This window comes from Aquimarina sp. 433 (genome assembly GCF_054054605.1).
The window spans coordinates 119124-136006 of the sequence record NZ_JBSWZK010000004.1 but is presented as its reverse complement, the minus strand read 5'-3'; the positions used below and the strand labels follow the sequence as shown (position 1 = coordinate 136006).

The 16883-nt window shown below is 32.5% G+C and carries 18 protein-coding genes; 8 read left to right on the top strand and 10 right to left on the bottom strand.

Annotated elements, in window-relative coordinates:
- Positions 1-85 precede the first annotated feature (85 nt).
- Positions 86-967 carry a LysR family transcriptional regulator gene (locus ACWNT5_RS09950; RefSeq protein WP_299897433.1) on the top strand — a complete coding sequence of 294 codons (882 nt, stop codon included), beginning with the start codon at positions 86-88 and terminating at the stop codon, positions 965-967.
- 108 nt (positions 968-1075) lie between these two features.
- Positions 1076-2518 (top strand): T9SS type A sorting domain-containing protein, encoded by a 1443-nt coding sequence (locus ACWNT5_RS09945; protein WP_456517253.1) that lies wholly within the window; start codon positions 1076-1078, stop codon positions 2516-2518.
- 95 nt (positions 2519-2613) lie between these two features.
- Here ACWNT5_RS09945 and ACWNT5_RS09940 read toward each other — a convergent pair whose 3' ends face one another.
- The 6 genes from ACWNT5_RS09940 to ACWNT5_RS09915 form a co-directional block, all read right to left on the bottom strand.
- Complete coding sequence (locus ACWNT5_RS09940) at positions 2614-2979, bottom strand: SnoaL-like domain-containing protein (protein ID WP_299600819.1); 366 nt, start codon at positions 2977-2979, stop codon at positions 2614-2616.
- A gap of 83 nt (positions 2980-3062) precedes the next feature.
- On the bottom strand, positions 3063-4370 hold the full coding sequence (locus tag ACWNT5_RS09935; protein WP_299897428.1) for a cryptochrome/photolyase family protein: 1308 nt from the start codon (positions 4368-4370) through the stop codon (positions 3063-3065).
- 1 nt (position 4371) lies between these two features.
- Complete coding sequence (locus tag ACWNT5_RS09930) at positions 4372-5070, bottom strand: SDR family NAD(P)-dependent oxidoreductase (protein WP_299600825.1); 699 nt, start codon at positions 5068-5070, stop codon at positions 4372-4374.
- A gap of 14 nt (positions 5071-5084) precedes the next feature.
- Positions 5085-5579 (bottom strand): SRPBCC family protein, encoded by a 495-nt coding sequence (locus tag ACWNT5_RS09925; protein ID WP_299600828.1) that lies wholly within the window; start codon positions 5577-5579, stop codon positions 5085-5087.
- Between the two features lie 71 nt (positions 5580-5650).
- Positions 5651-6007, bottom strand: a complete 357-nt coding sequence (locus ACWNT5_RS09920) for a hypothetical protein (protein WP_299600829.1) — start codon at positions 6005-6007, stop codon at positions 5651-5653.
- Positions 6008-6079: 72 nt separating this feature from the next.
- A complete protein-coding gene (locus tag ACWNT5_RS09915; protein WP_299600831.1) occupies positions 6080-6742 on the bottom strand; it encodes an MIP/aquaporin family protein in 663 nt (220 codons plus the stop codon).
- A gap of 127 nt (positions 6743-6869) precedes the next feature.
- Between ACWNT5_RS09915 and ACWNT5_RS09910 the strand changes: the two genes are divergently transcribed.
- Positions 6870-7709, top strand: a complete 840-nt coding sequence (locus ACWNT5_RS09910; RefSeq protein ID WP_299600832.1) for a DUF2911 domain-containing protein — start codon at positions 6870-6872, stop codon at positions 7707-7709.
- Between the two features lie 55 nt (positions 7710-7764).
- Here ACWNT5_RS09910 and ACWNT5_RS09905 read toward each other — a convergent pair whose 3' ends face one another.
- From ACWNT5_RS09905 to ACWNT5_RS09895, 3 genes are all read right to left on the bottom strand, one after another.
- Complete coding sequence (locus tag ACWNT5_RS09905; protein WP_456517252.1) at positions 7765-7965, bottom strand: helix-turn-helix transcriptional regulator; 201 nt, start codon at positions 7963-7965, stop codon at positions 7765-7767.
- Complete coding sequence (locus tag ACWNT5_RS09900) at positions 7962-8423, bottom strand: hypothetical protein (RefSeq protein ID WP_299600836.1); 462 nt, start codon at positions 8421-8423, stop codon at positions 7962-7964. Before ACWNT5_RS09900 ends, ACWNT5_RS09905 begins: the two co-directional genes overlap by 4 nt.
- A gap of 119 nt (positions 8424-8542) precedes the next feature.
- On the bottom strand, positions 8543-9520 hold the full coding sequence (locus tag ACWNT5_RS09895) for a Gfo/Idh/MocA family protein (protein ID WP_299600838.1): 978 nt from the start codon (positions 9518-9520) through the stop codon (positions 8543-8545).
- Between the two features lie 284 nt (positions 9521-9804).
- On the opposite strand from ACWNT5_RS09895, the gene ACWNT5_RS09890 reads away from it, so the two are divergent.
- The 5 genes from ACWNT5_RS09890 to ACWNT5_RS09870 all read left to right on the top strand — a co-directional run bounded on the left by ACWNT5_RS09890 (position 9805) and on the right by ACWNT5_RS09870 (position 15042).
- Positions 9805-10071: a hypothetical protein gene (locus ACWNT5_RS09890; RefSeq protein ID WP_299600840.1), complete on the top strand. Its 267-nt coding sequence runs from the start codon at positions 9805-9807 to the stop codon at positions 10069-10071.
- Positions 10072-10370: 299 nt separating this feature from the next.
- Positions 10371-11117 carry a 3-oxoacyl-[acyl-carrier-protein] reductase gene (gene fabG / locus ACWNT5_RS09885; RefSeq protein ID WP_299600842.1) on the top strand — a complete coding sequence of 249 codons (747 nt, stop codon included), beginning with the start codon at positions 10371-10373 and terminating at the stop codon, positions 11115-11117.
- A gap of 101 nt (positions 11118-11218) precedes the next feature.
- Positions 11219-13249 (top strand): VWA domain-containing protein, encoded by a 2031-nt coding sequence (locus ACWNT5_RS09880; protein ID WP_456517251.1) that lies wholly within the window; start codon positions 11219-11221, stop codon positions 13247-13249.
- A 24-nt stretch (positions 13250-13273) separates the two neighbouring features.
- Complete coding sequence (locus ACWNT5_RS09875) at positions 13274-14089, top strand: prohibitin family protein (RefSeq protein WP_299600846.1); 816 nt, start codon at positions 13274-13276, stop codon at positions 14087-14089.
- A gap of 326 nt (positions 14090-14415) precedes the next feature.
- Positions 14416-15042, top strand: coding sequence for a hypothetical protein (locus tag ACWNT5_RS09870; RefSeq protein WP_456517250.1), 627 nt, complete (start codon positions 14416-14418; stop codon positions 15040-15042).
- Here the strand turns inward: ACWNT5_RS09870 and ACWNT5_RS09865 are convergent.
- Positions 15027-16814: a sodium:solute symporter family protein gene (locus tag ACWNT5_RS09865; RefSeq protein ID WP_456517249.1), complete on the bottom strand. Its 1788-nt coding sequence runs from the start codon at positions 16812-16814 to the stop codon at positions 15027-15029. The two genes, ACWNT5_RS09870 and ACWNT5_RS09865, sit on opposite strands and share 16 nt — an antisense overlap.
- Between the last annotated feature and the right edge of the window lie 69 nt (positions 16815-16883).

The window sequence follows — 16883 nt, the reverse complement described above, 5'->3', positions numbered from 1 at the left end:
TTTGTACGATTCTTTATTTGTGTACATAAAGATAATATGTATTTTTAATACTTATAAATACTAATTTAATCAATAATTAATAACTATGAGTTATCAATTAGAACTTCGACATTTTACTTATTTTTTAGCAGTGGCTGAAGAATTACATTTTCGAAAAGCTGCAGAGCGCCTGTTTATTTCTCAGCCTGGGTTAAGCAGACAAATAAAGCAAATGGAAGAGATTATCGGAGCTGAACTTTTTATTAGGAATAAACGTAACGTAAGTTTGACCGCTGCAGGAATGTATTTGAAAAAAGAAATATCTTACATTTTTAATCATATTGATTTTACTGTAAAGCAAACAGCTTTAATAGATAAGGGTAGTGAAGGGGAGATACGAATTGGGTTTTTGGGCTCCGCCATGCAAACTGTTATTCCTAATCTTCTAATAAATGTTAATAAAGAATTTCCTAAGATTCAGTTTAGTTTAGAAGAAATGTCTAATTATGATCAGGTAAATGGAATATTAAGTGATCAATTGGATGTCGGTTTTGTAAGATTAGCGAGAGTTCCAGATGGAGTTAGTATTAAGCAGGTGCAAACCGATACTTTTTCATTGGTGCTGCCAAAAAATCATTTTTTGAATCAAGAAAACTTTACTAGTGTGGCTCAAGTATCTAAGGAGCATTTTGTTTTATTTTCTTCAGATTATAGTTCTATTTATTATGATAAAATAATGAGTATTTGCGAAGATCAGGGTTTTACACCAATTGTATCCCATAAATCTGTTCATGCACAAACTATTTTTAAATTAGTAGAAAGTGGTCTTGGAGTGGCTATTGTACCTACTTCTCTACAATATGGTTTTGATTTGAAAGTGAAATTTTTAGAAATTCCAAGGATTTCTCAAAGAGCTGAGTTGTCTGTAATATGGAAAGAAGATAATCGTAATCCTGCTTTAGCTAAGGTGAAGCAATTATTGTTTTAGATTTTTTAAAAAACCACTTTTTTTTAAGGAATTGTTATTTCAAGAAGAACGTATAATTATTGTTGTTTTTTTTCGTTGGGAATTACACTAACAAAATAATCAACTTACATGAAAACTATTATCACGTTAATGGTCACATTACTCACGTGCCAACTTTTCTCACAACGCTCTAAAAAACCTTGGCATAATCATGAGAATTACAAAGAAGATGTCATTGAAGCTATTAAACAGAGTCCTGAAATTTTAAATCCAAAGGATTTTTTTGATTTTCCAGAGGAGTCTACTACTACAATCAATAATAATTATGAACAGCAATCTAATGCTAATGTTTCGGAGTTCGTAAATGGTATAAATATCGCTTGGGTTTCATTTGGTAGGGATATAGGAGTAGATCCAGAATATGGAACAGAATACCATCCAGATTTAGATGCTTTTAGTTTGGTTATGGATAAGGTAGTTAATGCTGGTGGTAATGTTTTGCGCTGGTGGTATCATACAAATGGTTCGACGAATCCAGTTTATGATATGGATCAAAAAGTAACAAATAGCCCAGCTTTTTTTCATGAGGATGTTATAAAAATACTGGATCTGGCATCTTCTAAAGGGGTACAAGTACAAATATGTCTTTGGTCATTTGATATGTTAAAAGATCAGTGGAATGTCGACGCTGTTGCTAATAAAAAAGTGCTCACTGAGGATGAGAATATGGAAGCATATCTTACTAATGCCTTGATTCCCTTGGTTCAGGCTGTTGGAGATCATCCTGGTTTGTATGCTTGGGAAATTTTTAATGAAGCAGAAGGTATGACTACTGAGTTCGGGTCTCATTGGCCGGGATTTATAGAGAAAGTTTCAATTGTAGATATTCAAAAATTTATTAATAAAGCATCTGCAACGATTAGAAGAGTAGAACCTAATGTTATGATAACAAATGGAGCATTAGGTTTTCTTACAAACGTAGAAGATATTGATTTGGGGTATCAAAATTATTATACGGATCAAAAACTTGAAGAAATTGGAGGCGAATCTGGGGGTTACCTAGATTTTTACAATATTCATTATTACAATTGGGCAGGAGAGAATGGTTCTCCATTTCATAATTTTTATGATGTTGAAAAAGTAGACAAAAAAGCTGTTATTGCAGAATATTATCCTGAGAACACTTTTGGAGTAGAAGCAGAGCACTTAGGAGTTGTCTTAAAAGAAAATGAATGGCATGGTTCTTTAGTGTGGTCTTGGACCGATCGTCCCTGGAGTACTATGGAGCCTATAATGATAAATATAGAATCAAACATATTGTCTGTTTCGGATATTGCACCTTTGGATTCTTCTAAAGTTATTTTGACTCCAAATCCGGTCGATAATCTTATTACAGTACATGGAATCACTAAAAATACGTTGGTTGAAATTAGCGATATTACTGGTAAAACCGTTTTTAAAACCATACTCAATAATGGTTTTCAAAACGTGATCGATCTTGGAGGTTTACAAGAAGGGATGTATCATGTTACATTAGATAAGATCGTGGTAAAAAGAATTCTAAAAAAATAATCTGATTAAGATTTGGAATAAATTTTAATAAAAAAACAAGCTTCATCAGAAGTGAAACTTGTTTTTTTTTAGATTTTACAGAAAATATAGATCTATTACGAAGGCATTGAATAGAAAAACTGTTCTTCTACTATTTTTCCATTATCTACACTATATACAGCTAATTCTTCCATTTGCATCCTTCCTTGACCTTTAAAAGTACAGTCCATTTTCATTCTGCAAGAGAAATGATTGTCCGCAACCACTGGATCAGAAATTTCTCCGCCATGAAATTCTTCTACGGTAGCATACCATTCCTGACTTTTTTTGGTTACAGCATCTTTACCTTGTATCACTGGGTTTGGAGCTCCAGGCATTTCTTTACTAATAATATTATCTGCGTATAATTCCTTTAATGCCTGCATATTCTCACCTTGACGGCAAAGTTCTACCAGACGATTAGCTACTTCTTGTGTATTCATTGGTTTTAATTTTAATAATTTGTGACCCTTAAATTACAAAAAATAGCTATCTGCATTTTTAAAGAAATGTTATAATTTGGTTATCAGGCAACTGCTTCTTTATATACTTTTAAGCAGCGTTCTCTAGCCATTTTGTGATCTACCATGGGTTTAGGATATGTAAGTTCATTAATATCTGGTACCCATGTATTGATATACTCTAGTTTTTTATCGAATTTGGTTACTTGTGTTGTTGGGTTAAAAATTCGGAAATAAGGAGCAGCATCTACTCCAGACCCAGCAGCCCATTGCCAATTTCCAATGTTGGCTGACATGTCGTAATCCAATAATTTTTCTGCAAAATATGCTTCACCCCAACGCCAGTCTATAAGAAGATGTTTACATAAAAAGCTAGCAACAAGCATTCGTACTCTATTATGCATGTAGCCGGTCTCATTTAATTGTCGCATACCTGCATCTACCAATGGATATCCTGTTTCACCTTTTTTCCACTTCTCAAATTCTTCTTCATTATTTCGCCATTCGATTCGGTCGTATTTAGGTCTAAACGCCTTATCCTTTGTATGTGGAAAATGCCATAGAATTTGCATAAAAAATTCTCTCCAGATTAATTCAGACCAAAAAACCTCATTCTTTTCTGCTATAGCTTTTTTTACCATTTTGCGAATACTAACCGTACCAAATCGCAAATGTGGACCTAGTCTTGATGTGCCATCTTCTTTAGCAGGGAAATTCCGTGTATCCTCATAGTTTTCAATTAGTGTAGGCGTAACAGTATAATCAGGAACTGTGATGTTGGATTTATTAAATCCCATATCAGATAATGATAAATTAGGCAGTCGGGTGTTTTTGATAAGATTATCAATATGCTGACTGGTATAATGGATTTTTAATTTTGACTCATCAAATTCTTCTTTCCACTTATTTTTGTAAGGCGTATATACGACATAGGGATCACCATCGGATTTTACAATTTCATCTATTTCAAAAATCACTTGATCTTTAAATGTCTTAAACTTAATAGAATTATCGTCTAATAACTTTTTAATACTTTCATCTCTTTCTTTCGCATAAGGTTCATAATCTCGGTTGGTGTATACTTTTTCTATCTTGTAATCCTTGATTAATGCTTTAAATATATCTAAAGGCTTCCCGTGAAAAAAAGCAATGGAGCTATCATTATTTTCTTGTAACTCTTTTCTCATATTTTGCAAAGTTTCGAATATAAAAGATACCCTCGCATCGTTTTCTGGAAGTTTGTCCAATATTTCGTCATCAAAAATGAATACGGGCAGTACAGGATTTTCGTCTTTAAGTGCTTCAAGGAAACCAATATTATCATCAAGCCTAAGATCTCTCCTGAACCAGAAAATGTTTACTTTTTTAGACATTTTAATTAACGTTTAAAGTAGACATACCTCCATCTACACCTAAGATTTGTCCTGTGATCCAGCTGCTATCATCGCTTAATAAGAACTTAGCAATATTGGCAATATCTTCGGCTTCTCCAACTCTTTTAAGTGGGTGGCGTTGATCCATTTTCTCTCTTTTCTTTTCATTTCCTAATAACCTTTCGGCTAAAGGCGTATCGGTTAGAGAAGGAGCAATAACATTAACTCTTAGTTTCGGAGCATATTCGGCAGCTAGCGCTTTAGCAAAACCTTCTATAGCTCCTTTGGCAGCTGCTACGCTTGTATGGAATGGCATACCTACTTTTACCGCCACGGTACTGAAAAAGATAATACTTGCTTGCTCGGATTTTTTTAGATGAGGAACAATAGCATGCATGATTTTTATTAAAAACATAAAATTAATCTGCATATCTTCTTGAAAAGCCTCTAGACTTAGCATTTTAAAAGGTTTTAGGTTGATACTACCTGGACAGTATACAAAACCATCTAATTGTTCTGGAAGTAAAGAAGTATCAATTTCATCGGTAGAAGCATCATATGGAATATGTGTCACCTCTAAATTCCCTAAATTTTGAGAGGTTCTAGATGCAATATATATATTATGATCTTTATAAAGCTTTAATGCAATTTCAAAACCAATTCCGTGACTTCCACCAATTAGTAAAATATTTTTTCTCATATTATTTTTTATTCTTAAACTGTTGCTGTTTCTTGTTTTGTGTTATGCTTGAAGGTTCCAAAAAGTTCAATTAACTTTTGCTCACGATACTCGAATATCTCTTTTAGTTTTGGCTTAACCAAAAAGGGATGTACCAATTGACCTAAAATGCCAAAAGGGACTTTATAATCAATAATATCTTCCATTTCTACACCTCCAGGAATTTCTTTAATAAAATGTTTATGATGCCATAAAGCATAGGGGCCAAATCGTTGTTCGTCCACAAAGTATTCCTTATCAATAGCATGTGTGATTTCTGTGACCCATTTGGTTTTGATTCCTGCGATAGGTGTTACTATATATTGTATGATTTGTCCCGCATACATTTTTCTATCAGCTCCGGATAAGATTTCAAAACCCATATAATCGGGTGTAATGGTCTTTAGATTATTCGGATCAGATAAGAAATCCCAGGCTTCTTGCAAGGAGATCGGAAGATTCTGTTTCGTCTGTAATGTATAAATTTTCATTGTATACCTTTTTATTAGGATAAAGGTACAATGATTTTGTTTAATTCTTTAACTAAAAAAGTTAAACAAAATTAAAAATAAGAAATAGCCCAAGATTTAGCTTCTTCTAAACAATCAAAAAACACAAATGATTTATCGAACAGTTTTTGCTCTTCAAGAGCTTTATCACGATCTGTTTTTTCTTTTGAAACAATAGCAAGGCCTTTCATATTTGATAGTTGACCTTGTTTGTATACATCAATAGATACTTCGTGATTGTTGAGTCTGTTTGAGATTAAAACAAACTTTTTGTCTTTATAAAAACTACGTAGTTCCTTTCTAATGATATTAGCTTTTTCCAAAGTAAACGTAATTCCATTATTAACGGTTATAATAGCAAACTTTTCATATAACTCTATCGTACAAAAATCTGTAGTTTGTAATTGCATAAAAATTAATAAGCAATAAAGATATGTTAAATAAAGTTAATTTTAAAACGACCGGATTTTAGATATATCAGGTTAACAGTCGTTGCAGCAATTATCAGCTTTTGTTAATCTGCAAGTTAGAACAGCTAAAATAGCGCCTATTATTGGTGCTGTCATATACAGCCATTGGTGTTCCCAATGTCCTGATAAAAGTGCTGGTCCGAGTGATCTAGCTGGATTCATAGAAGCATTCGTCATGGGACCTGCAAACATAGCTTCTAAAAGTACAACACCACCAATAGCAATACCCGCCATCATACCAACTTCTTTAGAACCAGTAGATACATTTATAATGACTAACATTAAGAAATAGGTAAGGAGTAATTCTAAAACAAATGCTTTATATGCTTCAAAAGATGGTAGAGTACCACCAAGAAACTCACTTTCAGGGAATAAAAATAATAAAATACTACTGGCAGCGATAGCGCCAATACATTGCGCTAGAATATATTTAGGGACTTCTTTCCAACTAAATTTTTTTGCAAAGGCAAATGCGACAGTAACCGCAGGATTAAAATGAGCCCCAGAAATGTCACCAAAGGAATAAATCATAGCCATCACAATCAATCCCCAGGTGATAGCAATTCCTACGTGAGTTACATCACCACCAGTTACTTCATTAATAGTCATTGCTCCCGTACCACAAAATATCATGGTGAAAGTTCCTATAATCTCTGCTATATATTTACGCATCATACAATTGAAAATGATGGCAAATATAACACTCCTTATTTTAAGTTTTTGTTAACTCTTAATGTATGTGTAATTATTATTTTCGTTACCAATAATACTAATTAACGGAATAAAATTAAATACAATTACAATGAAAAAGATCGTCTTATTTGTTTCTGTGGCTTTATTATCATTAGGTGTAAAAGCGCAGGTAGAAACTCCACAGCCAAGTCCTTTATCAAAAATTGAGCAAGTTGTTGGGTTAACTGATGTAGCTATCGAATATTCTCGTCCTAGCATGAAAGGGCGTACTATTTTTGGAAACTTAGTTCCTTTTGATAAATTATGGAGAACAGGTGCCAATAAGAATACACAGGTAACTTTTAGTGATGATGTAAAAGTGGAAGGAGCAGACCTTAAAAAAGGTACTTACGCTATTTTCACCAAACCAGGAAAAGACAGCTGGGAAGTTATCTTTTATAGTGATGCTAATAACTGGGGTACACCGCGCCAATGGGATGATAGTAAAGTAGCTGCTACTGTAAAAGTAAAAGCGACTAAGATTCCTATGAACGTAGAAACATTTACTATCATGTTAAGTGATTTTACGATGGATAGTGCTTTAATTAATATTTTATGGGAGAATACTGAAGCGGCTATAAAGTTAGAAGTTCCTACAAAGAAAAAAGCTACAGAGAGTATAGAAAAGATTATGGCAGGTCCTTCTGCTAATGATCATTATCAAGCGGCTGTCTTTTATAAAGAAACAGGAGACATTGCAAAAGCAAAAACACATATTGAAAAAGCAGTAGCTGGAAGAGCGGATGCTTTCTGGTATCACAGACAACATTCTTTAATATTAGCCAAGAGCGGAGATAAGGCTGGGGCAATAAAAGCTGCTAAAACTTCGTTACAATTAGCAGAGAAAGCAAATAATGCGGATTACGTAAAACTAAATAAAGATTCCCTTGCAGAGTGGGGAGCTAAATAAACACTCTTTTTTTTCACACAAATGGAAAAGCGCTCTGAAACTCAGAGCGCTTTTTTTAATCATCACTGTCTAAAAAGAATATTTCTTCTACTGGTTTTTCAAATAGCTTCGCTATTTTTAGCGCTAAAACAGTAGAAGGTACACACTTGTTCTTTTCCATAGCATTTATGGTTTGTCTACTTACTCCAATTTTTTCAGCTAAATCAGCTTGAGTGAAATCATGAATAGCTCGCTCAATTTTGATTTTATTTTTCATGATCTATTGTTTTTATAGATAACGTAGTGAAACCTAACAATAAAAATAAGCAGTGGAGTAAACATGTTATAAATTAATACATGAAAATACTTCATGTCATAAATAAAGATAGTTAACAATAGGAGCAAAGAATAGTTTACAATAATCGACCAAGCTAGAGAGTCTAGTCTTGTTTTTGCAATAAATTCATCTTCTATCTTTTCTTTAGAAAAACTAATCAGCAATCCTCCTATGATAATAAAAGCGATAATAAGTTCGTCTAAAATGTCATTTTCTATGATTCTTATAATACCATTCTTTTCTTTTTCAAAAGAATCATAATGAAATAAGGAAATAACAGAAGTCCTCATTTGATCTGATTCGAATCCCTGTGGTTGAAGATAAATTCCCGCAATACTTCCAATAATGAAGAGTAACCATCCTGGTTTTTTAAACTTGTTTGATAATAAATATTTCATCTTGTTCGATTTTTGATTAATATTTCAAAAGTATGATTTTTTTTTACTAAATGTAAAATAAACTTTACAAAAAGTAAAATAATTACAATGTTTTGTGGTTTTTTGTAAAAATCGAATGGTTAGTATTCCAGTTTGATTTCTTTTCTAATTTTATCTAGTAATTCGATAAGGTGTAGGCTTTTTTCAAAAGACATTACTGTACTTTCTATATTTCCTCTTTCTAACATATTATGTACGTGAATCGCCTCATAACTATATCCATTAGTTACTACTGGAAATTCGTACAGTTTGGAATTTCCATTTTTAATAATGGTGACAGAAGATGGTTCGTGAAAACGACTATTTATTATAATACTTCCATGCTCTAGTTGGATAAAAGCTTTTGTTTCAGTTTTTTGAATAACAGAAGAAAATAGATCAGCGGATACATTGTTTTTGTAATGAAGCGTCATATTGCAATCTTCATCTATCCCAGTTTCTCCAAAATTGGCAGAAGCTTTGATTTTTTCTGGAACTCCAATCATGCTTAAAGCTGCGAACAATGGGTATATCCCAACATCTAATAAACTGCCACCTCCTAGTTCTTTTCTAAATATTCGGTTATTAGGATCAAACGTGCTAGCAAATCCAAAATCAGCTTTCAGAGACTTAATTTTACCTAGCTGATTCCCTTTTAAAGTTTGCAAAACAAATTCATAATGTGGTAAAAAGTATGTCCAAAGTGCTTCCATCAGAAATGTATTTTGCGTTTTAGCCATTTGTATCATTTCAGAGACTTGAGCTTTATTCATCGCGAAAGGTTTTTCACATAGAACCGCTTTTTTTTCATTAAGACACATCATAGTGTTTTCGTAATGAAATACATGCGGAGTGGCAATATATATGATGTCAATTTTGGTATCCTTGGCAAGTTCAATATAACTTCCATAGTGGGTTGGTGTTTGATAAGTATCTCCAAAATCTTTTGCTTTTTCTATATTTCTGCTGGCTACGGCTTGTAATTTTGCATTAGGAATACTTTGTAGATCTTGAGCAAATTTATGGGCTATTTTACCACAGCCTAAAATACCCCAATTATATATTTTGTTAGAATTCATTGTCTTATTAAATAGATGACTTTTTGATTTAATTAAGGGGATTTTCCCTTAATTAAATTATCATTTTTATATTTTTTTAGAGATTTAATAATAATTTATTTGCAATTTGTTTAAATGTTTAACAAAAACATAAAACATAAAGCTGTAATGCTGGATTTTTTTGATCTTTTCATATTTATTGGTAAATTTAAAACACTCACTTTTAAAACCAAACCATTATGGAAAATGACATTACTTTAACACTCTCTCCAAATCGTCAAAAGCATACCCTCAGGTTGAGCAGAATGAAAGAAGAGCTTTCCGCTATGCTTTCTGATTTACACTCTTACCGTTGCGAGCCATGCACTCCAGATATGCATCAACAGTATTTAGAATTAGACCATAACGGTCGCAAGTTATCACAAACGTTAATGAATACCACAGATTTGCTAAAAGATGCCGGTCGATTATCAAAAGAGGTAGGAGATGAGATTTTTGGAGTAATGAAAACTTATAATGCGTTTCAGAAGGATTTATCTTCTTATCGATCAGAAGCAGTTGCGCATCATTGATTATAAGTTCAAATATGATTTTTTTAAAACCTTGATCTATGAAAGATCAAGGTTTTTTATTTTATTTAAGCAGCTGCATAATGAAGTTTGTTAACCCCAAGATATTCAGTACTCTAAATAGAATGAAGTAAAGTATTGGAGCTTTAATGTGTTTTAGAGATCATATTATATGCTCAAAACCCTGTATAAATCAATGTTTTTATTATTGTATGCCTGAGAGTTATTCTTATATTTGAAAACACAAATCAGGCATATTATAGCGATATGATATGTGATACCAAAAAAATATTACAGAGCGAATGAATCTCTTACAAGGTAAAACTGCTATTATCACAGGTGCTACACGTGGTATTGGCAAAGGAATTGCACAGGTTTTTGCAAAAAATGGTGCTAACGTTGCATTTACATTTAGTTCTTCAGTAGATGCTGCAACAGAATTAGAAAAAGAATTAAACGATTTAGGAGTTAAAGCAAAGGCTTATCAGAGTAATGCTGCAAGTTTTGAACAATCAGAAAGTTTGGTTAAAGATGTATTAGAAAACTTCGGAAGTATTGATGTGTTAGTTAATAATGCTGGGATTACAAAGGATAACTTATTGATGAGGATGAGCGAGGAGGATTTCGATAAAGTAATCGAAATAAATCTAAAAAGTGTTTTTAATATGACCAAAGCGGTTCAGCGTACAATGCTTAAACAACGTAAAGGAAGTATTATTAATATGAGTTCTGTTGTTGGAGTTAAAGGAAATGCAGGTCAGGCTAATTATGCTGCTTCTAAGGCAGGTATCATTGGATTTTCGAAATCGGTAGCGTTAGAATTAGGATCTAGAAATATTAGAAGTAATGTAATTGCTCCTGGATTTATCGAAACGGAAATGACTGGAAAGTTAGATGATAAGGTGGTAGATGAATGGAGAAAAGCAATCCCACTAAAAAGAGGTGGCTCTCCAGAAGATATTGCAAATGCTTGTCTATTTTTAGCTAGTGATTTAAGTGCATATGTTACGGGTCAAGTACTAAATGTAGATGGTGGTATGTTAACCTAAATCTTCAGTTTTTTAATAAGTTTAAGATCTTTTAAATTAAATCTGATTAATTTTCGTTTTGAAATATGAAATCTTAAATTTTAAGATTGTAACAAAAAAGAATGCAGATACATAATATAGGATTGATTATCGCAGCAGGAATAATTGCACTAATTATTTCTATATTTCAGTATATTTATAAAGCAAAAAACAGAACAAAAAAGCATCTGTTTTTTGCTTTATTACGTTTTTTAAGTGTGTTTACACTGTTGATTTTATTAATCAACCCTACGTTTCGCAAAAAATCGAGCTATATCGAAAAACCTTCTTTGATCATTGCGGTAGATAATTCATCCTCTATAAAACATTTGAGTCAAAATAAACCGGTTATTGAACTTGTTGATAAATTTCAAAATTCGGAAGAACTTCAAGATAGGTTTAGTATAAAGTATTATACTTTTTCAGATCGTTTAGAAGATACATTGAATTTGAATTTCGATAAAAAACAAACAAATATTTCGAATGCTCTTGGAAATTTAGATCAGATTTATAAAAACTCCAATGCACCAACAGTTTTGGTGACCGATGGTAATCAAACATATGGAGCAGATTACCAATTCAGTAGTAAAACTTATAAACAACAGGTTTTTCCAGTAATTGTTGGAGATACGGCAAAAGTTGTAGATACTAAAATTCAACAATTAAACGTAAATCGATATTCTTATTTGAAGAATAGATTCCCAGTTGAAGTAATTCTTACTTACTCAGGTATAGATGATGTATCAACAAAATTTGAAATAAAATCAGGTCAGAATACAATTTATTCTCAGCCAGTTTCTTTTTCTAAAGATAATAATTCGGAAATTATAAATTTAACGTTAGGAGCTTCTAAAGCTGGAGTTTTGCAATATACCGCAAGATTGGTGCCGTTAGAAAATGAAAAGAATGTTATTAATAATAACAAAGATTTTGCAGTAGAGGTAATTGATCAAAAAACAAATATTCTTTTGGTTAGTGATATGACACATCCAGATCTTGGAGCTATAAAAAAGAGTATAGAAAGTAACGAGAGAAGAAGTATAACGATCCTAAAGCCAGCAGAAGTTCGAGATATAGAAGATTATCAGTTAATAATCTTATATCAACCTAATACAAGATTTAGCGGTGTTTATAAGAAGATAACAGATGCTAAGAAAAATCACTTTACTATTACGGGCTCTAAAACAGATTGGGTGTTTTTAAACAAAGCTCAAAATTTATACAAGCAGGAAATTACAAGGCAAACGGAGTATTATCTTCCAAGATTCAATAATAATTACGGAACTTTTTTATTAGATGATATTGGTTTCGGTGGTTATCCACCATTAATAGGAACATTTGGAGAGATTGCCATGAATTCTTCTTATGATGTGATACTTCATAGAAATATAAGTAATATCAGTACTGAAGAACCCTTACTGGCAACTGTAGAAGATAATGGTACCAGAGAAGCAGTTTTGTTTGGAGAAGGTATTTGGAGATGGAGAGCACAATCTTATTTGGATACAAAGAGTTTTGAAACTTTTGATGAATTCTTGGGTAAACTAATTCAATATCTTGCTTCTAACAAGAAAAAAAGTAGACTTAATACGATTGCAGAATCTTTTTATTATGGAAATTCCAGTATAAAAATAAAGGCGGAATATTTTACCAAGAACTATGAATTTGACAATAGAGGCAATCTTAGTATCAGTCTAAAAAATAAAGATACAGAGCAATCGCAAACAATTCCTATGTTACTAAAGAATAATTCATATGAAGTGGATTTAAGTAGTTTGTCTTCGGGGAATTATGATTATACGGTATCGGTTATTGGAGAAAATATTAGCCGTTCAGGTAGTTTTAGTATTTTGGATTATAATGTCGAACAACAATTATTAAATGCAGATGTAACAAAACTTACTGAAGTAGCGACTAATACGAATGGAAAGGCTTATTTTATGAATCAAGATGATATTTTGATACAAGATCTTATGGCAGATGAAAGGTATAAAGCGGTTCAGAAGAGCAAGGAAAATATCGTATCTTTAATAGATTGGAAATATCTCTTAGCAATACTCATAGCGCTATTAAGTATCGAGTGGTTTATGAGAAAATATAATGGGCTTATTTAATTATTAAAAAACTAAAAAATTATCATGGAAAAATTACCTAAAATAGGATTACCTATTCTAATCATCATTGTATTAACTATTGTGTTTGTGTCGAAGTCAACAGTTACTATCGGATCTGGAGAGGCTGGAGTTCTTTATAAAACATTTGGAGGCGGAGTAGTAACAGATGCACCACCACTAGGAGAGGGATTTCATCTAGTAGCGCCATGGAATAAAGTAATAGTATATGAAGTTAGACAACAAGAAGTATTTGAAAAAATGCAAGTTTTATCTTCTAATGGTCTAGAGATTAAATTAGATGCTTCTGCTTGGTTTCAACCAGATTATGGGAAGTTAGGTTTGTTACATCAGCAGAAAGGAGAGGAATATGTACAGCGAGTATTACTTCCAACAATTCGTTCTGCAGCACGTAGTGTAGTAGGTAGATACACACCAGAACAGTTATACTCCAGTAAAAGAGATGCGATTCAAAAAGAAATTTTCGAAGAAACTAAAAAGATTGTTGGAGATCAGTATATTCAGTTAAATGAAGTTTTAGTACGTGATGTTACTTTACCTCCAACCATTAAAGAAGCGATAGAAAGAAAGCTGAAACAAGAGCAAGAAGCGTTGGAGTATGAGTTTAGATTAGAGAAAGCTAAAAAAGAGGCGGAGAGACAAAAGATTGATGCAGAAGGTAAAGCTGTAGCCAACCAGATTCTTAGTGCTTCTTTAACAGATAAAATTCTAAAGGAAAAAGGAATCGAAGCTACATTACAATTAGCAAAATCTCCTAATGCGAAAGTTGTTGTAGTAGGATCTGGGAAGGATGGTATGCCTTTAATTCTTGGAAACCAGTAAAACATAACAGAATTTATTGCGGTTAGGTAACTGCAAACTTTTTAAACCCATCTTTCAACTAAGTGTAAGATGGGTTTTTAATTTTGTAACATTTTGGATCATTTAGATACTTATAAATAAAACAAGATTATACTATGAACTATATGTTTTTTGCTTTATTGAGTTTTGCTGGTTTTCTTTCTTTAGAAAATGAAAAGAATGGCAAAAAGAAACGATTGTTTACGTTTTTATATGTGTCTTTAATAGTTGTAGGTTTGCTATACTGTTTTGGAGAATTTATTGGAAAGTTGTTATATAACTTTCTTCATCTGTAATTTGTTGATTTAATGAGAAAGATAGTTCCATTTGATAATTTTGAAGAAGCAATTAAATCCTTAGATAACGGAGGAAGATTTTACAATATACTAACGAAAGCAGAGGATGGTGTGATCTCTACTGCCGAATTGGGTAAGGTTTCTGGCTTGTTTAATGATAAACAAAAAATGATTTTATTTCTGGATGTAGCGACTTCTAAATTAGAAGTTTCTGATAGAAACAGAGTAATATCGTATTTGTCAGATGAATTACAATTGATTTATAATTCACATAAAGCCAGGGAAGTTATCGATGCTAAAGAGATGGAGTCGATCGAGTTATCATCAAATGTGATCATCACGGGAATACCCAAAAAGATTGCTTCCAAATCAAATTTTAATGGTTTTATAATGGTTCCCATTGTAGCTGGAAAAGTAACAACTTTTAGTATGATTCCTATCATAGATACCTACAATGTTTATGAAATATCAGATATCAATTCCTCTACAAGTTGTATCATTGCGCATTCTAAGGAATTCAAAAAACTTCCAGAAAGACAAATGAAAATAGCGGGTGTAGTAAAAGAAATCACGTCTAAAAAAGACGCAGAAGAGTCTTCTAATAAATATGTGGAAGCACTTTATTATTTAGAACTATAATCTTTCCTTCTTATTTTTAAAAGAACAATTACTGCTACAGCTGTAATAGTAAATAATATCAGGGCACCTATGAGATTACCATAAATAAGATATCCAGTGCCAAATAGCGAGCAATATACAAGCAATACACCTAATAACATAGACGCTAGATCAATTGTAAATTTATCCGAACTATCATCTAACTCAATATTATCTGTTCTTACTTTTTGTTTAAAACCATTCCATCCAGTACCGAAAGGTTTTACTTTATTATAAAATTTAATCAGTGTTTCATTTTCAGTGGGTTTGGTTAGTAAAGTAGCAGCTACCCAACTTATTGTTGTTAAAATTACTCCGATTACTAATTCTTGATATCCTTCTAAACGAGAACCAAATATATGCTCATGGATAAATTCAAACCAAAGTGCAATAATAAATGAAACGATCATCCCAGTTATTTCGCTATAGGCATTTATACGCCACCAAAACCATCTTAGAATAAAAATTAAGCCTGTTCCAGCGCCAATTTGCAATAGTATTTTAAAAGTACTTAATGCGCTTTCTAGAGCCAATGCAATTAATGCTGCAAATAACATAAGGCCTATGGTACTTACACGTCCAACATTAACTAGCTTTTTTTCACTGGCATTGGGGTTCATAAAGCGTTTGTAAAAATCAATAGCGATATATGAAGATCCCCAGTTAAGATGGGTGGAAATAGTACTCATAAAAGCAGCAATTAACGAAGCTACAACTAGCCCTAATAAACCAGCTGGTAATTTGGTTAACATTGCTGGATATGCAAGGTCGTGTCCAATGATTCCAGAGTCTACATTAGGAAAAGCTTGTTGTATGGAGGTTAATTCTGGAAAAATTACTAATGAAATTAAAGCAATTAGGATCCATGGCCATGGACGCAAGGCATAGTGTGCAATATTAAATAGCAGGGTAGCACCGACAGCATTTTTTTCATCCTTGGCAGAGAGCATTCTTTGCGCTATATAACCACCACCACCAGGTTCTGCACCAGGATACCAAACGCTCCACCATTGCACAGCTAATGGTATTATCAATAGTGTTATAAGAGAATTGGAGTCATTAAAATCGGGTAAAAAATTAAGCTGAGGACTTACATTTTCATGTGCTAACAAATTAGATAATCCTCCAACTTCAGGAAGGTTAATAAGATAATAAGCTGCTGCAATTGATCCTATCATTGCCACAATAAATTGAAGAAAATCTGTAAAAATCACACCTCTTAGCCCTCCTAATGCACTGTAAATTACAGTGATGATAGAAGCATATAAGACACATTCCCAAGGCGCCAATCCAAATAAAATACCGCCGATTTTTATAGCTGCAAGACACACAGATGCCATGATCATGATATTAAAAAAGACACCTAGATAAATAGCTCTAAAACCTCTTAGAAAGGCGGCAGCTTTTCCGCTATATCTAATTTCGTAAAATTCCAAATCGGTTAGTACTTCTGATCTTCTCCATAATTTAGCATATACGAATACAGTTAGCATTCCAGTAAGTAAAAATGCCCACCAAACCCAGTTTCCTGAAATTCCATTTTGTCTAACAATGTCTGTTACCAAATTTGGAGTATCCGCAGAAAATGTGGTAGCTACCATAGAAATACCTAATAACCACCAAGGCATGTTACGTCCGGATAAGAAAAATTCGCTAGCACTTTTACCTGATTTTTTGGAAACAGCAATACCAATGATAGCAAAAACAATAAAGAATGAAATAATGATAATCCAATCTAAGGTAGATAATGACATATAATAGAGAGTTAATTAGATCACGTAAATCTAACACTTTTTATTATTCTTTATTTCAAAAAAAAGCCT